The organism is Giesbergeria anulus (genome assembly GCF_900111115.1).
Lineage (GTDB): Bacteria > Pseudomonadota > Gammaproteobacteria > Burkholderiales > Burkholderiaceae_C > Simplicispira > Simplicispira anulus.
In genome coordinates this window covers 93,839-109,848 of record NZ_FOGD01000005.1, presented here as the reverse complement: position 1 = coordinate 109,848, position 16,010 = coordinate 93,839, and the positions used below count along the sequence as shown (strand labels likewise).

General features: G+C 59.1%; 14 protein-coding genes. 12 read left to right on the top strand and 2 right to left on the bottom strand.

Features of this window, described 5'->3' with window-relative positions; all coding sequences use genetic code 11:
• Positions 1–22: 22 nt before the first annotated feature.
• From BMX55_RS09615 to BMX55_RS09580, 8 genes are all read left to right on the top strand, one after another.
• Positions 23–1,828, top strand: coding sequence for a branched-chain amino acid ABC transporter ATP-binding protein/permease (locus BMX55_RS09615; RefSeq protein WP_091456589.1), 1,806 nt, complete (start codon positions 23–25; stop codon positions 1,826–1,828).
• On the top strand, positions 1,825–2,574 hold the full coding sequence (locus tag BMX55_RS09610; RefSeq protein WP_091456585.1) for an ABC transporter ATP-binding protein: 750 nt from the start codon (positions 1,825–1,827) through the stop codon (positions 2,572–2,574). Before BMX55_RS09615 ends, BMX55_RS09610 begins: the two co-directional genes overlap by 4 nt.
• A 29-nt stretch (positions 2,575–2,603) precedes the next feature.
• Positions 2,604–3,041 (top strand): PaaI family thioesterase, encoded by a 438-nt coding sequence (locus tag BMX55_RS09605; RefSeq protein ID WP_091456583.1) that lies wholly within the window; start codon positions 2,604–2,606, stop codon positions 3,039–3,041.
• Positions 3,042–3,164: 123 nt separating this feature from the next.
• Complete coding sequence (locus tag BMX55_RS09600) at positions 3,165–4,958, top strand: DnaJ-like cysteine-rich domain-containing protein (protein WP_091456579.1); 1,794 nt, start codon at positions 3,165–3,167, stop codon at positions 4,956–4,958.
• Positions 4,959–5,081: 123 nt separating this feature from the next.
• The gene (gene yajC / locus BMX55_RS09595; RefSeq protein WP_091456576.1) at positions 5,082–5,417 is read left to right on the top strand and encodes a preprotein translocase subunit YajC; all 336 of its coding nucleotides are present in this window, start codon (positions 5,082–5,084) and stop codon (positions 5,415–5,417) included.
• 78 nt (positions 5,418–5,495) lie between these two features.
• Positions 5,496–7,382: a protein translocase subunit SecD gene (secD, locus tag BMX55_RS09590; protein ID WP_091456573.1), complete on the top strand. Its 1,887-nt coding sequence runs from the start codon at positions 5,496–5,498 to the stop codon at positions 7,380–7,382.
• Positions 7,383–7,395: 13 nt separating this feature from the next.
• Complete coding sequence (gene secF, locus BMX55_RS09585; RefSeq protein WP_091456568.1) at positions 7,396–8,349, top strand: protein translocase subunit SecF; 954 nt, start codon at positions 7,396–7,398, stop codon at positions 8,347–8,349.
• 33 nt (positions 8,350–8,382) lie between these two features.
• Positions 8,383–10,827, top strand: a complete 2,445-nt coding sequence (locus BMX55_RS09580; RefSeq protein ID WP_091456565.1) for a DUF1631 family protein — start codon at positions 8,383–8,385, stop codon at positions 10,825–10,827.
• Positions 10,828–10,848: 21 nt separating this feature from the next.
• Here the strand turns inward: BMX55_RS09580 and dprA are convergent, their stop codons facing one another.
• Positions 10,849–12,018, bottom strand: a complete 1,170-nt coding sequence (dprA, locus tag BMX55_RS09575) for a DNA-processing protein DprA (RefSeq protein WP_091456563.1) — start codon at positions 12,016–12,018, stop codon at positions 10,849–10,851.
• A 19-nt stretch (positions 12,019–12,037) separates the two neighbouring features.
• On the bottom strand, positions 12,038–13,216 hold the full coding sequence (locus tag BMX55_RS09570; protein WP_425432064.1) for a LysM peptidoglycan-binding domain-containing protein: 1,179 nt from the start codon (positions 13,214–13,216) through the stop codon (positions 12,038–12,040).
• 218 nt (positions 13,217–13,434) lie between these two features.
• Between BMX55_RS09570 and def the strand changes: the two genes are divergently transcribed.
• The 4 genes from def to BMX55_RS09550 are packed head-to-tail and all read left to right on the top strand — an operon-like array spanning position 13,435 to position 15,962.
• Positions 13,435–13,944, top strand: coding sequence for a peptide deformylase (gene def / locus BMX55_RS09565; RefSeq protein ID WP_091456558.1), 510 nt, complete (start codon positions 13,435–13,437; stop codon positions 13,942–13,944).
• Entirely contained in the window at positions 13,941–14,927 is a 987-nt protein-coding gene (gene fmt / locus BMX55_RS09560) for a methionyl-tRNA formyltransferase (protein ID WP_091456555.1), read from the top strand. Before def ends, fmt begins: the two co-directional genes overlap by 4 nt.
• Positions 14,905–15,627, top strand: a complete 723-nt coding sequence (locus BMX55_RS09555; RefSeq protein ID WP_091456553.1) for an AzlC family ABC transporter permease — start codon at positions 14,905–14,907, stop codon at positions 15,625–15,627. The genes fmt and BMX55_RS09555 overlap by 23 nt, the downstream gene beginning before the upstream one ends.
• Positions 15,627–15,962: an AzlD domain-containing protein gene (locus BMX55_RS09550; protein ID WP_091456550.1), complete on the top strand. Its 336-nt coding sequence runs from the start codon at positions 15,627–15,629 to the stop codon at positions 15,960–15,962. Before BMX55_RS09555 ends, BMX55_RS09550 begins: the two co-directional genes overlap by 1 nt.
• Positions 15,963–16,010: the final 48 nt, after the last annotated feature.

Genomic DNA, 16,010 nt, shown 5'->3' with positions numbered 1-16,010 from the left:
TCCAACCCTGAGCCTTCTTCCCATGCGTCTGCTTGCTTCTCTTTCCACCAAAAAGCTGCAATGGCTTTTGTTTGCGTGGTTCTTCTTGTTCCCGTTTCTGCCCGTGCCCAGCTTCTGGATCACGCTGGGCAACTACATCGGCCTGTACGCCATTGCGGCGCTGGGGCTGGTATTGCTCACTGGTGTGGGCGGCCTGACCTCGTTTGGTCAAGCGGCCTTTGTGGGGCTGGGGGCCTACACCACGGCTTACCTCTCCACCACGCTGGGCTGGTCGCCTTGGCTGGGCTTGCCGATGGGCTTGCTGGTGTCTGGGGCTGCTGCCTTGGCTATTGGTGCCATGACGGTGCGTCTGTCGGGTCACTACCTGCCACTGGCCACCATTGCTTGGAGCCTGTCTCTGTACTACTTGTTTGGCACGCTGGAGTTTTTGGGCAAGTACGACGGTATCTCTGGTATCCCACCCCTGACGGTGCTGGGTGTGGACTTATCCAGCCCGCGTGTCATGTATGGCCTGATCTGGTTCTGCTTGGGAGGCTGTGTTTGGCTGGTGCTCAATTTGCTCAATTCGCGTCCGGGCCGTGCTATCCATGCGCTGGCCAAGGGCAAGACCATGCCTGAGGCGATGGGCATTCACACTGCACAGTACAAGGTGTTGGTGTTTGTGCTGGCTGCGCTGATGGCGAGTCTGTCGGGCTGGCTCTATGCCCACCTGCAACGGTCGGTCAGCGCCACGCCGTTTGGCTTGAACATGGGCATTGAATATCTGTTTATGGCCGTGGTGGGCGGTGTCGGCCACGTTTGGGGAGCCATTTTGGGGGCTGGGTTGCTCACCGGCCTGAAAAGCCAGTTGCAAGACTGGCTGCCGCTGCTGCTGGGCAGCAATGGCAACTACGAAATGCTGTTCTTTGGCCTGATGGTGGTGCTGCTGTTGCACCATGCCCGCGATGGTATCTGGCCGCGCGTCACGGCGCTGTGGGCACACGTCCATCCCCCTGAACCCGAAGTGGTGGCCCCCGAAATCGCCCCCGAAGGCTACAGCGATATGCCCCGCCGCGCCAAGCCCACGCCCGGCAGCATCATTTTGGAAGTGAACGAGGCACGCAAGCAGTTTGGCGGCTTGGTGGCGGTCAAAGATATGCAGTTTGACCTGCGCGCCGGTGAGATCGTTGGCCTGATCGGCCCCAACGGTGCCGGTAAATCGACCATGTTCAATTTGGTCACGGGCGTGCTGCCGGTGACGAGCGGCGAAATCCGCTTTTGCGGCCAGCGCATCGACACCCTCGATTCGCGCCGCATTGTGCAACGTGGCATTGGCCGCAGTTTCCAGCACGTCCATTTGATCCCGCACCTGTCGGTGCTAGAGAACGTGGCGATGGGCACACACCTGCGCGGCCATACCGACCCCGTGCGCGCTGCCCTGCGCCTAGACCGGGTGGAGGAAGCGCGCCTGCTCTATTTGGCCGCCGAACAAATCAAGCGTGTTGGCTTGGAAGAGTTTATGCACACCCCCGCCGGTAGCTTGGCTTTGGGCCAGCAACGCATTCTGGAAATTGCCCGCGCCCTGTGTACCGACCCAGTGCTGCTACTGTTGGATGAGCCCGCAGCAGGCTTGCGCCTGAAGGAAAAGCAAGCCTTGTCCACCCTGCTGCAACAGCTCAAAGCCGAAGGGATGTCGGTGCTGCTGGTGGAACACGATATGGACTTTGTGATGGGCATTACCGACCGGCTGGTGGTGATGGAGTTTGGCAGCAAGATTGCCGAGGGCCTGCCCACCGAAATCCAAAACAACGAGGCCGTGCTGGCCGCCTACTTGGGAGGCATCGAATGAGCAAGGACAAGCACCCCGTTGTGCTGAACACACACAGCTTGAGCGCCCGCTATGGCAAGGTCGAGGCCCTGCGCAACGCCAATATCCAAGTGCGTGCTGGGCAAATCGTCACCGTGATTGGCCCCAATGGTGCGGGCAAGTCCACGCTGCTCAATGCCATCATGGGCGTATTGCCCGCACCGGGCCAGACCGAAGGCCAGATCACCTACCAAGGCCGCGATGTCTCGCACGATGCCGTCGAGCAGCGCTTGGGCTTGGGGCTGGCACTGGTGCCAGAAAAGCGCGAGCTTTTTTCTACTATGACGGTGGAAGACAACCTTGTGCTGGGGGCCTACCGTCGGCGCAAACCGGGCTGGTCGTACCGCGATGGGCTCGAAGGTATTTACACCACCTTCCCGCGCCTGAAAGAGCGTCGCTTGCAACTGGCAGGCACCATGTCGGGGGGTGAGCGCCAAATGATCGCTTTGGGCCGCGCCCTGATGAGCGACCCCAAGGTGCTGATGCTCGATGAGCCGTCGTTGGGTTTGGCCCCGCGTGTCATGGCCGAAGTGTTCCAAGTGATTGCGCGCTTGCGCGACACTGGCGTGGCTACGCTGCTGATTGAGCAAAATTCCCGTGCCGCGCTACAGGTATCCGATTACGGCTATGTTCTGGAAGTGGGCGACATCACCTTAGAGGGCAAGGCCGCAGACTTGGCCAAAAACCCCAAGGTGGTGGAAGCCTATCTCGGTGCTGCCAAGCACTGAGCATCCCCCACTACCTGAAGGAGACATAGATGGCGATTTGGTTTTCTGACGTACCCCTGGACACCATCAACGAAAGAGGCGCGCAATGCGCCAACGGCACTTTAGGCATTGAGTTACTCGAAACAGGTGACGATTACCTCAAAGGCCGGATGCCGGTAGACGAGCGCACGCGCCAGCCTGCCGGTGTGCTGCACGGCGGTGCGTCGGTGTTGTTTGCCGAGACGCTGGCCTCGTGGGCCGCCGCGCATGTGGTCGATCCAGCCCAGTTTCACTGCGTAGGCCAAGAAATCAACGCCAATCACATCCGTGCTGTCTCAGAGGGCTGGGTGTATGGCATTGCTAAACCAGTTCACATTGGGCGCAGCAGCCAAGTGTGGGAAGTACGCATCACCAGCGAGGCTGGTAAGTTGGTCTGCATCTCGCGCGTCACGATGGCTGTGTTGGCAGTGCCCAACCGCTACTACTAAGCCACGATGGCGCACTTGTGCTGCGCCCGATAGTGCTGTTCTATGGAAACTGGTTAAAAATGGCGTCTGGCAACGGATGGAATTCTCTGTGCCCCTGAACCGTCCATTTTTAACCCACCCGCCATGAACAAGCCTGCTGCAAATTCTGCCTCTCCTGAACTTGCCACTGCCCCAACGCCATCTGCTACTGTAGGGCAAGCGGGGCCTTTACTGCAAGAAATCCAGCGCATGGTGGCAGAAAAGACCAGCTTCAAGGCCACCGATGTCGTGGCAGTGCAGCAAAATGTATTTGACCAAGACTTTACCCTAAGCGCCTCCTTTGTTTTATACAAGAACATCAAGGTGACGCCGATCAATGGCTACTTCAAAGCCCAGTCTAAAGACCACCGCACCCCCTCTGATGACCTAGCCCAGACGGGCATGGTGGCGTTGATCGAAAAGTTAGAGGCTGACGCCGAAAAAAGGCTAGACGACAAGGTCAAAAACCATCCAGGATTGCCTCTGGACTTGGAAGAGGGCACATACCTTGGCACTGCCGCGCGCTTTTGGAGTTTGCAAAAATGCCAAACGTGCAACAAAGAAGGCGAGGTGGTGTGCGACATGTGCAAAGGCAATCGCGAATATGTCTGCCCCGATTGCCACGGCAACCAAAAACTGCCCTGCCGCGCCTCTGGCTGTGATCAAGGCCGTACCATGTGTATGACTTGCCTAGGCAATGGCGAGGTGGTGCAAGAAAAAGATGTGCCCTACGAATTTAGCGGGGGCGGTAAAGAGGGCGGGCCACAAACGGTCAAATACCAGATCGTCAAGGAGATGATTCCCTGCCCCAATGCCGAATGCGTCAAGGGCACCGTGCCTTGCTTGGCTTGCCGGGGCAATGCCTTTGTCACTTGCAAACGCTGTGCGGGCAAAGGGGCCTGCCCCTGCGAGAAATGCAAAAAAACGGGCAAGCTCAGTTGCCCTCAATGTGCTGGGTCACACGAAACCGGGCTGATGTACGAAGCCTGCATTGACCTCAAAATCCACCACCAGACCAAGTTGCGAGCCCAGTCTTCTGAGCATGCCAGAAAGATTTTTGATCTAGAAAAAGACCCGATCCAAATTGCCAATCTGGCCACCTCAGTAGTGCAGCAAGAGTATGTGGGCTGGCGTGGCCTAGACAACCACCGTATGCTGCAAATCGTCTATGGTGGGCATATTGATATTGAATCGATTGAGCTGGCCTGCAATGGTAAAAAATACAAAGCCATTGCCTACGGCAAAGAGCGAAAATGGCTCACCCAAGGTGGCATTGTCGAGAGCTTAGTCGAGTCTGACTTTGAAGAACTGCGCAAGGTGGGCAATCAAATTGATGCTCACCAACTGTTTCTGATCGACTACAAAACGCCACAAAAAGTGGTGCAGCGCTTTGTGAGCATTGCCAACAACCTCGATGTTTTGCAAACCGTGGGCAGTGAAGCCTACGAATCGCCCCACGGCCAAGAGTCGCGAACCTTGATTGTCAAATGTGCCCAAGAGATGAAGTTCAACTATGCGCGGTTGTACTTGGCTTGGGTTTGTGTGGCTATTTTTTGCACCATGATGGGTCTGTGGTTGGCCATTGGCAGCACTGGTTTTTGGGAGTTTCTCATCATTGGTGTGGCGGGCTATTGCCTGAGCTTGGTGCTTATCGTCAAGATGGATGGTGATGTCGATCAGCTCTATGCCCGCTCACTGCCTTCAGTCAAAAAATTCAATGTGCTCGATGCTGCAGGCAAGCCCTTACTGCGTGGGGGTGGCTGGGAGGTCTGGTCTGGCAACGGCACGCGGCTGGTGCCCAGCCGCTGGGTTTGGATGTTCTACTGGGTGTTGATGACCTGTCTGTTTTACTGGTTCTGGGTGCGGCGCTTTTTTAGCTGGCTGTTTGGTTCAGGTTGACAGCCTACAGGGCGTAGGGGCTGATGGCCTGCCGCATACAATCGCGCCTTTGTCCCCGCGATAGGCGTCTGGTTGCGCTTGGGCTGGGCAGTTCTGTATTTTCTGGTTTCTCTGGGAGTTTCCGTGTTCATCTCTTCTGCTTTTGCCCAAACCGCTCCTGCCGCTGCTGCTGGTGGTGGCGACATCATGTCCACGCTGCAAAGCATGTTGCCTCTGGTGCTGATGTTTGTGGTGCTCTACTTTGTCATGATTCGCCCCCAAATGAAGCGCCAAAAAGAGCACCGCGCTATGGTCGATGCCTTGGCCAAGGGCGATGAGGTGGTGGTGGGCGGTGGCTTGCTGGGCAAGGTCACGCGCCTGTCCGAGCAAATTTTGCACATTGAAGTGGCAAACGGTGTCGAAATCCAAGTGCAGCGCGTAGCTGTGGCACAGGTGCTGCCCAAGGGTACCCTGAAGTAAAGCCTGGCTGGCTGTGGCTGCTGTCAGTCTGGGCATGAATGCGCGGGCTGAGTCTATTGTCCTAGAGGTGCAAGCGCGATGAACCGTTACCCGGTCTGGAAGTACGCGATCTTAGTGGTCGCACTGTTGGTGGGGATGCTCTATACCCTGCCCAATTTCTTTGGTGAAGCCCCAGCGGTGCAGGTCTCATCGGCCAAGGCCACGGTCAAGGTGGATGCCGCCGTGCTGGCACGGGTACAGGCCGCCTTAGATGCTGCTGAGGTCAAGCCCGACCTGCTGCGCCTAGAGGGCACCTCGGTGCGGGCGCGCTTTGACACCCCTGACACCCAGCTTAAGGCCAAAGATGCCATCCAAAAGGCACTGGTGCCTGACCCTGCCGACCCGATGTACATCGTGGCGCTGAATTTGGTATCACGCTCCCCGGCTTGGCTTACCTCTTTGCATGCTGCTCCCATGTACTTGGGGTTGGACTTGCGCGGTGGTGTGCATTTCATGCTGCAAGTGGATATGCAGGCCGCATTGCTGAAAAAGGCTGAATCCTACGCAGGTGATATTCGCACCACATTGCGTGACAAGAGCATTCGCCACAGTGGTATCAGCCGCGACGGCCAAAGCATCAATATCAAACTGCGCGATGAGGCCACACAAACGGCAGCCCGCAACCTGATTGCCGACCAGTTTACTGATCTGCAAGTCAATCCGAGCCGCCAGAATGGCGAGTTCAACTTGCAAGCCAGCATCAAGCCCGAGGCCCTGCGCCGCGTGCAAGAGCAGGCGCTCAAGCAAAACATCATTACGCTGCACAACCGCATCAACGAGTTGGGCGTGGCCGAACCGGTCATTCAGCAGCAGGGCTTAGACCGCGTCGTGGTGCAATTGCCTGGCGTGCAAGACACCGCTAAGGCCAAAGATATTTTGGGCCGCACCGCCACGCTGGAAGTGCGTATGGTCGATGAAAGCGCTGAGGCCCGTTCTGCCGAGCTGGGCACCGGCCCTGTGCCGTTTGGTGCCGAGCGCTACCTCGACCGCAATGCCCGCCCCGTTATTGTCAAAAAGCAGGTGGTGCTCACTGGCGAGAACCTGACCGATGCTCAACCCGGTTTTGACGGTCAGAACCAAGACCCCACCGTGAACCTGACGCTAGATGCCAAAGGCTCGCGCATCTTCAAGGACATCACCCGCGAGAACGTGGGCAAGCGCATGGCGATTGTGCTGTTTGAAAAAGGCAAGGGCGAAGTGGTCACTGCCCCTGTGATCCGCGCTGAAATTGGCGGCGGTCGGGTGCAAATCTCTGGCAGCATGAGCACGGTAGAGGCCACCGACACTGCATTGCTGCTGCGCGCAGGCTCTTTGGCCGCGCCCATGGAAATCATTGAGGAATACACCATTGGCCCGAGCTTGGGCGCTGACAACATCGAGCGCGGTATCAACTCGGTGGTCTGGGGCATGGTAGCCATTGCCGCCTTTATGTGCGTGTACTACCTGCTGTTTGGCGTGTTTTCTACTGTGGCGCTGGCCGTCAATGTGCTGATGTTGGTGGCTATTTTGTCCATGTTGCAAGCCACCCTAACCTTGCCCGGCATTGCCGCTATGGCGCTGGCGCTGGGTGTGGCTATTGACTCTAATGTGCTGATTAACGAGCGCATCCGCGAGGAGCTGCGCGAGGGCGTATCACCACAAATGGCGATTCATACCGGCTATGAACGCGCTTGGGCCACTATTTTGGATTCGAACGTCACCACCCTGATTGCAGGCTTGGCGCTGCTGGCCTTTGGCTCTGGCCCGGTGCGCGGCTTTGCTGTGGTGCATTGCATTGGTATTTTGACCAGCATGTTCTCGGCGGTGTTCTTCTCGCGTGGGCTGGTCAACCTTTGGTACGGCAACCAGAAAAAGCTCAAGAGTGTGTCTATTGGGCAAGTGTGGAAGCCCGAAGCCAGCGGCACCACTGTGGCCCCCACCAACTAAAGGACTGCCGGTCATGGAATTTTTCCGCATCAGAAAAGACATCCCGTTCATGAAGCACGCGTTGGTGTTCAACGCGATCTCCTTCCTCACCTTTGCGCTGGCCGTGTTCTTCTTGTTCTCACGCGGGTTGCACCTGTCGGTAGAGTTTACCGGTGGCACGGTGATGGAGGTGGCTTACCAGCAAACGGCAGACATTGGCAAAGTGCGCGACACGGTGGCCCAGTTGGGTTATGCCGATGTCACGGTGCAAAACTTTGGCACCTCGCGCGATGTCATGATCCGCCTGCCGGTGCAAAAAGGCGTGACTTCGGCCCAGCAAAGTGAGCAAGTGTTGGCAGCCCTCAAAGTGGCTGATGCCGGTGTCACGCTGCGCCGCACCGAGTTTGTCGGCCCGCAGGTGGGCGAGGAGCTGGTACACGGTGGCCTGATGGCGCTGGGCATGGTGGTGCTGGGCATCGTTATTTATCTGGCCTTCCGCTTTGAGTGGAAGTTTGGCGTGGCCGCCATCATTGCCAATCTGCACGATGTGGTCATCATCTTGGGCTTTTTTGCCTTTTTCCAGTGGGAGTTCTCGCTGTCGGTGTTGGCCGGTGTGTTGGCAGTGCTGGGGTACTCGGTTAATGAGTCTGTGGTGATTTTTGACCGGATTCGCGAAGCCTTTCGCAAGTACCGCAAGATGACGACGCATGAGGTGATTGACCACGCCATCACCAGCACTATGAGCCGCACCATCATTACCCACGCTTCTACCGAGGCGATGGTGTTGTCGATGTTCTTCTTTGGTGGCCCCAGCCTGCATTACTTTGCGCTGGCGCTGACCATTGGCATTCTGTTTGGTATTTACTCATCAGTGTTTGTGGCTGCCGCCATTGCCATGTGGCTGGGGGTTAAGCGCGAAGATTTGGTCAAGACTACCAACAAGCAAGACACAGACCCCAACGATCCCAACGCTGGCGCTACCGTCTAAGCACGGTGCTGTTTTCCCGATTACGATAGCGCTATGTTTGCGCCTGCGCCTCTTTCTTCACAACGCGATCTGGCCCGCCAAGTGCGCCAACAGTTTGTCAAGACCTTGGCCGCAGGGCTGGTGGACGTCGATCAGGCGGTTTTCACGTTCCTCACCAGTCTGATGGACCAAACGGGCACTCAGCGCGAAATGCAAGGCCGCCGAGATGCTTGGCAACTGTATGGGCAACGCCGTGCCGATTGGGTGCAGGCCACGCGGCGCGTCTGGGAGCAGGCGCAAAACCAGCCCCCTGTGTCAGCCCGCGCCACCACCCCTGCCCCACTAGACCTCAGTCTAGAGTTGATTAGCGACGATGTGGTAGAGAACAAAATTGTGGCCTCACGCATCGCCCTGACGGTGTTAGAGGCTGTCAGTGGTAGCTTTGATGCTTTGCGTCGGCGTGTGCAGATGCTAGAGGGGCAAGAGCTGGTGGCTAGCGATTTGTTGCGCCCCGAAACCTTCTGTTTGTTGCTGGTAGAGCAATGGGTCGCTGCTGGGTTATCTCGTACTGATTTGCAGGCGGTGCTCGATCCTTTGCAGCGCGAGTTGGCGGCCCGTGCCCAAGTAGCCTACCAACTGTGTAATGATTTTCTCGGCAGCCAAGGGGTAGCCCAACCAGAGACCCAACTGCGCGTCAGCCGTCCGCCCGTAGGGGGGGGAAGCAATGCCGGAGCAGGCTCGCGCATGGGTGAGTTGGGGTCATCAGGGGCGCTGCCTGCAGGTACTCTAGCCTCTCAGAGGGCGGGATTGCCCAGTGGCGCAATGGACAGCGGCCCTGGCGCTGCGCTGCGCTCGGTCATGGCTGGGGCAGCATCTTTGGTGGGTGCTACACCGTTGGCCCGTGCGCGTGAGCGCGCTTATGGCGTGATGGGGCAGTTGCGCCGCTTGATGTGGCCCGGCGGTATGGCCCAAGGGGTGCCCATGATGCCGCAAACAGCTGCCCAGTCCATGGTGATGGGTGCGCCTATGAGCGGTTTGCAGTCCATCACGGGTGCTCCAGGGAGCGTAATGGCCGATGCCGCCGCGATGCAGCAGGCACCGCCAGCCTCCGCAGCGCTGGCACAGGCGTTGGCGCAGCAGCAAATCCAAGCCCAAACCTACTACAGCAGTATGGCGGGCATGGCCCCGCAAGCAGGGCCGGTGGCCGTGGTGCAGTTGGTCGGAGCGGTGCGCGAGCGTGCGGCAGAACTCAAAAAGCAGGCTGGCACCGACAGCGAAAAAGCCATCATCGAGGTGGTGGCCCTGATGTTTCAAAGCATTTTGTCGGAAGACCGCATTCCGCCAGCGGTGCGCGTGTTGTTTGCACGGTTGCAGGTGCCGGTGTTGCGCGTCGCGCTAGCCGAGCCCGACTTTTTTAGCGACTTGAACCATCCGGCGCGGGTATTGATTGACCGCATGGGTGCCTGCGTGATGGGCTTTGACGCTACGGCCATTGACGGCAGCGCCCTAGAGGGTGAGATTCGCCGCGTGGTGCAGGTGATTGAGCAGTACCCCGAAACAGGCCGTAAGGTATTCCAACTGGTGCGTGAGGAGTTTGAAGCCTTTTTGGCCAAGTTCCTGACGCAAAAGAAATCTACGGCACGGGTCGTGACGGTAGCGCAGCAGGTAGAGCAGCGCGAAACCCTGACCATTCAGTACACGATTGAGCTGCGCACCTTGCTCAAGGATATGCCGGTGCGCGATGAAATCCGCGATTTTCTGTTCAAAATTTGGGCTGAGGTGCTGGCGCTATCGGCAGTGCGTGCGGGTGCCCAACACCCTGATACCTTGGCCTTGAAGCGCATGGCGGCTGATTTGGTGTGGGCCGCCGGTGCCAAGCCACACCGCAGTGACCGCAGCAAGGTGATCCAGAGCTTGCCTGGCTTACTTGATCGTTTGCGCCAAGGGCTGGCATTGGTCAATATGGCAGACAATGCCCAAGAAGCACAGATTAAGGTGCTTACCGATGTGCTGGCCCAAGCCTTTGTGTCCAAAACCGAGCCAATTGCCCATGGGCAAATCGAGATATTGGCCCGGGGGCTAGAAAATCTGGAAGACTGCATCACTGAGGCTGTGTTGGGGGATATGCCGCTTGATGCCGAGGCCATCGAAATGATGCTGGGCATTGATATGTCGAACCTGTCTGTGATTGCCGACAATGATGCCCCAGTGGAGGATCCCGTGGTGGAGTGGGCGCGTCAGTTGCAGGTGGGCGCTTGGTTCACCATTGACCACAATGGCAGCGCAGCGCAGGTGCAGTACGTCTGGCACAGCCAGCGCCAGCAGTTGCACCTGTTTGCCGCCCCCGATGGACGCAGTTATCTATTGCAGTTGCGCCGCTTGGCGGCCTATCTGCAAACGGGCCTGCTCACGCTACAAGACGAAGAAGGCTTGACGGTGCGCGCCGCTCGCGATGCGCTGGCCAAGCTCGATGCCAACCCTGAGCGCTTGTTGCAATAACGCGGCGCTGCACTGGCAGGTTCAGGCCAAGGCCATGCGCTGAAACAGGCCACCGGGCAGGCGGGCTACTTGGCCGCTCAGCTCCAACTCTAGCAGTTGCACCCACAGGCTGGCGGTGTCTAGCCCAGTGCGGGCCACCAAAGTATCGAGGCCCACGGGGTCGAAAGCCAGCGCTTGCAGCAAGGGCGATTCTGCGGTGTCTATGGCAGTATCTGGGGTCGGGGCAGCGTCGGCTGTAGTGGCAGCAGGGATACAGGGCTGGGAAAAATGCAGGTCTTCCAGCACGTCTTGGGCTGACTCCACCAGTGTGGCCCCTTGGCGTATCAGCGCATGGCAGCCGCGCGACTGGGGGGCATGGATGGAGCCCGGAATGGCAAACACTTCGCGCCCTTGGTCTGCTGCCAAGCGGGCGGTGATGAGCGAGCCCGAAGCTGGTGCTGCCTCTACTACCAGCAACCCTTGGCATAGGCCCGCAATAATGCGGTTGCGCTTGGGAAAGTGCGCGGCTAGAGGGGCTGTGCCCAGTGGGTATTCACTCAGCAGTAAACCTTGGGCGGCGATGCGGTGTGCCAGCTCGCGGTGGCGGCTGGGGTAGACGCGGTCTAATCCGGTGCCTACTACGGCGATGGTGGCAGGGGTGGTGTCCTGGGGGCTGGCTGCTTGCAATGCCCCTTCGTGGGCGGCAGCATCAATGCCTAAGGCCAAGCCCGACACAATAGTCAAACCGCTGGCACGCAGGGTTTGTGCAAAGGCGTGGGCATTGTCTTGGCCCTGCGCGGTGGGGTTGCGGCTGCCCACCACAGCCAGACAGTTGCGCATCGTCAAAGCGGGGGCCTGTGCATCTAAAAAGCGAGTGGCCCCCATCAGGTAGAGCAGCAAGGGAGGGTCATCGCTATTGAGCAGCGCTGCCGGGTACAGCGGATGCCCCAGTGGCGCTATCTCTTTGCGCAGATCAGCGTTGGACGATTGCAGCCATTGCCAGGTTTTTTCTAGCAGTGGTTGTAATGCCGGGGGCAGCGTTTGCAGTGCTTGGCTTTGGGCGGCACTGGTGCAGACGCGCAACGCCGCTGCCGACTGGGCAAACACCTGCTGGGGCAGGCCAAAGTGGTGCAGCAACTTGCGCGCCGTGGCGTTGCCCACGCCGGGGGTGAGCGTCAGGCGCAGCCAAGCGGCCAATTCGTCGTGTTCCATATCAATACCAGCGCAGCAATTACTGCGGATTGACCAGCCTGTCGCCAATGCGCACGGTGTTTTGCACGTTCAGGATAAGGGCATAGGACACCCGCTCGAAAGTACGAAACACCATTGCTACGCCGTTGTTTTCGTTGGGCAGTTTGACGGTGGCGCGTGCTTCATCGGTTTTGTCTTGAATATGGCCCCCTTGGGTTATCAGGTAGAGCACATGGCCGGTTTGCAGGCCGTCGTGCTCACCTGCGCTGATGGTAATGACTTGGTTTTGCGCCGCATTGGCTAATGCCGAACTGTTGTAGATGGAGACGACATAGGCGTCAATCTCATATTGCGGTGCGTGGGGGGTGTAGTTGACAAAAGAGCGTTCGGGCATTGGCAGCAGACGGTCGCCAGCGTGGATTTCTTCACGGATGGCGGTGATGCTCAGTGTGGCCGGAATGTACTCCTCAATGCGTGCGCCACGCTCGTTGATGCCCGTTTCGCTGCCCTCACTGCGCAACAACTCTGCCTGGCCTAGGTATTGGGCCTCGTAGCCGAGCACTTCGCCAGTAACGGGGTGTTTGAGGGGGTGTGCATTGCGAAAAATCCGGTATTGGCGCGATTCGCTGTTGTCAGTGCGCAAGGAGACTCCGGTTCCACTGCGGGCGTACACACGGTCGCCGGTGCTCATGAGCACGCGGCTTTCGGTGGTGGCAATCAGGCGCGGCGCTTGCAGCAGCTCTTGCTCATCCATCACCAAGGGTTCGACCAAAAAGGGCTCAATCAGGTGTGGTTGCAGTGTCGGCAAGGCAGAGTCAGCCAAACTCTCGCTGCGGGTGCGCGGTGAGATGCGCAGCGTTTCGGGCTCCCCACGGCCCTGTGCGGCACGGGTGCGCAGCCGAGCGTAGCCCCCCTCGGTGTCCAGATACAGCGTTTGGCCCGGAAAAATCAGGTGCGGGTTGGCAATCTCTTGCCGGTTCATGCCCCACAGCTGTGGCCAGCGCCAAGGCTTTTGTAAGTAGATGCCTGAGATGCCCCAGAGGGTGTCTCCGCGCTTGACCACATAACGCTCAGGGGCGTTGGGGGCCAGTTCGGCCACGGCCACTCCGTGCTGCTCTACGGCTTGCGCAGTGGTGGGTTGACTGGCTGTGACGGCTACGGGGAGCGGTTGTGCCGGGGCCGACGGCCCGGTAAGTGCTGCGCCCAGTGCCAAGATCATGTGCCAAGGTAGCCCTGAAGGTGTGCGGGTAGAGAGGGGCATGTCTTGTTTGGGGTGCTGCATGGGCGAGAGGCTCCGTCGCTGCTGTGGTGGATCGGGGTTGATGAATGGCCAAGAATTCTGTAGGCAAACCCTGCATGGGGCAATGATTATTGGCGAGCTCGGCGCTGCGGTGCAGCAAAAGTAGCGAAAATACGGCACTATTTCCTTCCGACACCATGGCCATTCTCCCGATTCTTTGCTATCCCGATCCCCAACTGCACACGGTAGCCAAGCCGGTGGCGGGGGTAGATGAGCGCGTGCGCCAGCTGGTGGCTGACATGCTAGACACTATGTACGACGCCCACGGTATCGGGCTGGCAGCCACGCAAATCAACGTGCATGAGCGCGTGCTGGTGATAGACACCTCCGAAGAGCGCAACCAGCCCCAAGTGCTCATTAACCCAGAGCTGGTCTGGGCCAGCCCCGATACCGTGGTGGGTGACGAGGGCTGCTTGTCGGTGCCCGGCATTTACGATGGCGTGGCGCGCTCGGTGGCCGTGCGGGTGCGCGCCTTGGACGCCAATGGCGTCTCGCGGGAGATCGAGGCCGAAGGCTTGCTGGCCGTGTGCATCCAACACGAAATGGATCATTTGTTGGGCAAGGTGTTTGTCGAGTACCTGTCGCCGCTCAAGCGCAACCGCATCAAATCTAAGATGGTCAAGCGCCAGCGCGAGGCCCGCGAATGAGGGTTGTTTTTGCTGGCACGCCAGAGTTTGCCCGTGTGGCGCTAGAGCAATTGCTGCAAGCGGGCTATACCGTCCCCTTGGTACTAAGCCAGCCCGACCGCCCCGCTGGGCGCGGCATGAAGTTGCAAGCCTCCCCGGTCAAGCAATGTGCGCTAGAGCATGGCATTGCGGTGGCGCAACCGCACAGCCTGCGCTTGGATGGCAAATTTGCCTCAGAAGCTGCCGAGGCACGCGCCGCGCTAGAGGCTGCCCAAGCCGACGTCATGGTGGTAGCGGCTTATGGCCTGATTTTGCCGCAGTGGACGTTGGATTTGCCACGTCTGGGCTGCCTGAACATCCATGCCAGCCTGCTGCCGCGCTGGCGTGGTGCCGCGCCCATCCACCGTGCTATTGAGGCCGGAGATGCGCAAACCGGCGTCACCATCATGCAGATGGATGCGGGCTTAGACACCGGCGATATGTTGCTCATGGAGCCTTTGCCCATTGCCACCCATGACACCACCGCCAGCTTGCACGATAAGCTGGCTACGCTGGGTGGGCATTTGATTGTGCAAGCCCTGCAACAAGCCAGCGCAGCGCGCTTGCAGCCTACGCCCCAGCCTGCGGCGGGCGTGACCTATGCGCACAAAATTGAAAAGGCCGAAAGCAGCATTGACTGGCAACTGCCAGCCACCGTGATCGGCCAGCGCATCCGCGCTTTTGACCCCTTTCCGGGGGCCAGCACCGTGGCGCAGGGCGAGACCATCAAACTTTGGGCCGCTACGTTGGCCGATGGTGCAGTGCCTGCCGGTGTGCGGGCTGGGCAGATTGTGCAAGCAGACGCACAAGGCGTGGTGGTGGCCTGTGGTGAAGGCGCTTTGCGCCTGACGGTGTTGCAGCGCGCAGGCGGCAAGCGCTTGCCTGCTGCTGATTTTTTGCGCGGCTTTGCCCTGCAACCCGGCATGGTGCTGGGTGCCACCGATGGCCTTAATGGCCCTCACTGACACTGTGCGCCACCCGGCGTATCGCCTCGCGGTGCGCGACATGATTAGCCCTGCCGTGGGGATGGCCGCTTGGGGCTTGGTCACTGGGGTGGCGATGGTCAAAGGCGGGCTGTCGGTGCCGCTGGCGTTGGCAGTGTCTTTGCTGGTCTATGCCGGGAGCGCCCAATTGGCCGTGCTGCCCTTGCTGGCCGTGGGTGCGCCGCTGTGGGTGATTTGGCTCACGGCCATCTGCGTCAATTTGCGCTTTGTGATTTTTAGCAACCTGTGGCGCAGCTACTTTGCCCATTTACCGCTGCGCCAGCGCCTCACCATTGGCTACTTTAGTGGCGATGTGATTTTTGTTGCATTCATGAAGCGCTACCCAACGCAACAACCGCAGCCAGAGCAACAGCCCTATTTTTGGGGTGCTGCTACGACCAACTGGCTAGCGTGGCAATTGCCGTCGATTGCCGGTATTTTGCTGGCCAATGAGGTGCCGTTATCTTGGGGCTTGGGTTTTGCTGGCGTGCTGGCGCTGTTGGGCGTGCTGTTGTCTATGCTCCATGATCGGGCTACTTGGATTGCTACCGGGGTGGCGGCCACGGCGGCGGTGGCCGCTTTTGCTTTGCCGCTCAAGCTCAATATTTTGGTGGCGATTGTGGCGGCGGTGGCCGCAGGCTTGGCAGCAGAGGCTTGGTTGCAGCACAAGGAGCCTGATTGATGGGCTGGACTTGGCTCGATTGGGCGCTGGCGATTGTCGGCCTAGGGCTGATCACGATGCTGTCGCGCTCTTTTTTTATGATCCCGCAGCAAGAGCTGCCGCTGCCGCACTGGCTGCGGCGCGGGTTGAAATATGCGCCGCTGGCCGCTTTGAGTGCCGTGCTGGCTCCTGAGATCGTCATGAGCCAAGGCAGCCTGATTGCCACTTGGCAAGATGCTCGCTTACCGGCTATCTTGTGTGCTGCCTGCTACTATTTTTGGCGGCGCGGCATTCTGGGCACCATCAGCGTGGGCATGGCGGTGTACTTGCCGTTGCATATTCTGCTGGGTTGGTAACGTAAGAACTGGCAGGGCCACCCCTACAATGTGGCCCGCTTGCAACAG

Excerpts from the sequence above, each read along its gene's own strand:
- dprA (WP_091456563.1), bottom strand. The coding sequence starts at position 12,018 with ATGGAACACGACGAATTGGCCGCTTGGCTGCGCCTGACGCTCACCCCC.
- BMX55_RS09615 (WP_091456589.1), top strand. The coding sequence starts at position 23 with ATGCGTCTGCTTGCTTCTCTTTCCACCAAAAAGCTGCAATGGCTTTTG.
- BMX55_RS09580 (WP_091456565.1), top strand. The coding sequence starts at position 8,383 with ATGTTTGCGCCTGCGCCTCTTTCTTCACAACGCGATCTGGCCCGCCAA.
- BMX55_RS09570 (WP_425432064.1), bottom strand. The coding sequence starts at position 13,216 with ATGATCTTGGCACTGGGCGCAGCACTTACCGGGCCGTCGGCCCCGGCA.
- BMX55_RS09605 (WP_091456583.1), top strand. The coding sequence starts at position 2,604 with ATGGCGATTTGGTTTTCTGACGTACCCCTGGACACCATCAACGAAAGA.
- secD (WP_091456573.1), top strand. The coding sequence starts at position 5,496 with ATGAACCGTTACCCGGTCTGGAAGTACGCGATCTTAGTGGTCGCACTG.
- def (WP_091456558.1), top strand. The coding sequence starts at position 13,435 with ATGGCCATTCTCCCGATTCTTTGCTATCCCGATCCCCAACTGCACACG.
- secF (WP_091456568.1), top strand. The coding sequence starts at position 7,396 with ATGGAATTTTTCCGCATCAGAAAAGACATCCCGTTCATGAAGCACGCG.
- BMX55_RS09550 (WP_091456550.1), top strand. The coding sequence starts at position 15,627 with ATGGGCTGGACTTGGCTCGATTGGGCGCTGGCGATTGTCGGCCTAGGG.
- BMX55_RS09555 (WP_091456553.1), top strand. The coding sequence starts at position 14,905 with ATGGCCTTAATGGCCCTCACTGACACTGTGCGCCACCCGGCGTATCGC.
- BMX55_RS09610 (WP_091456585.1), top strand. The coding sequence starts at position 1,825 with ATGAGCAAGGACAAGCACCCCGTTGTGCTGAACACACACAGCTTGAGC.
- BMX55_RS09600 (WP_091456579.1), top strand. The coding sequence starts at position 3,165 with ATGAACAAGCCTGCTGCAAATTCTGCCTCTCCTGAACTTGCCACTGCC.
- fmt (WP_091456555.1), top strand. The coding sequence starts at position 13,941 with ATGAGGGTTGTTTTTGCTGGCACGCCAGAGTTTGCCCGTGTGGCGCTA.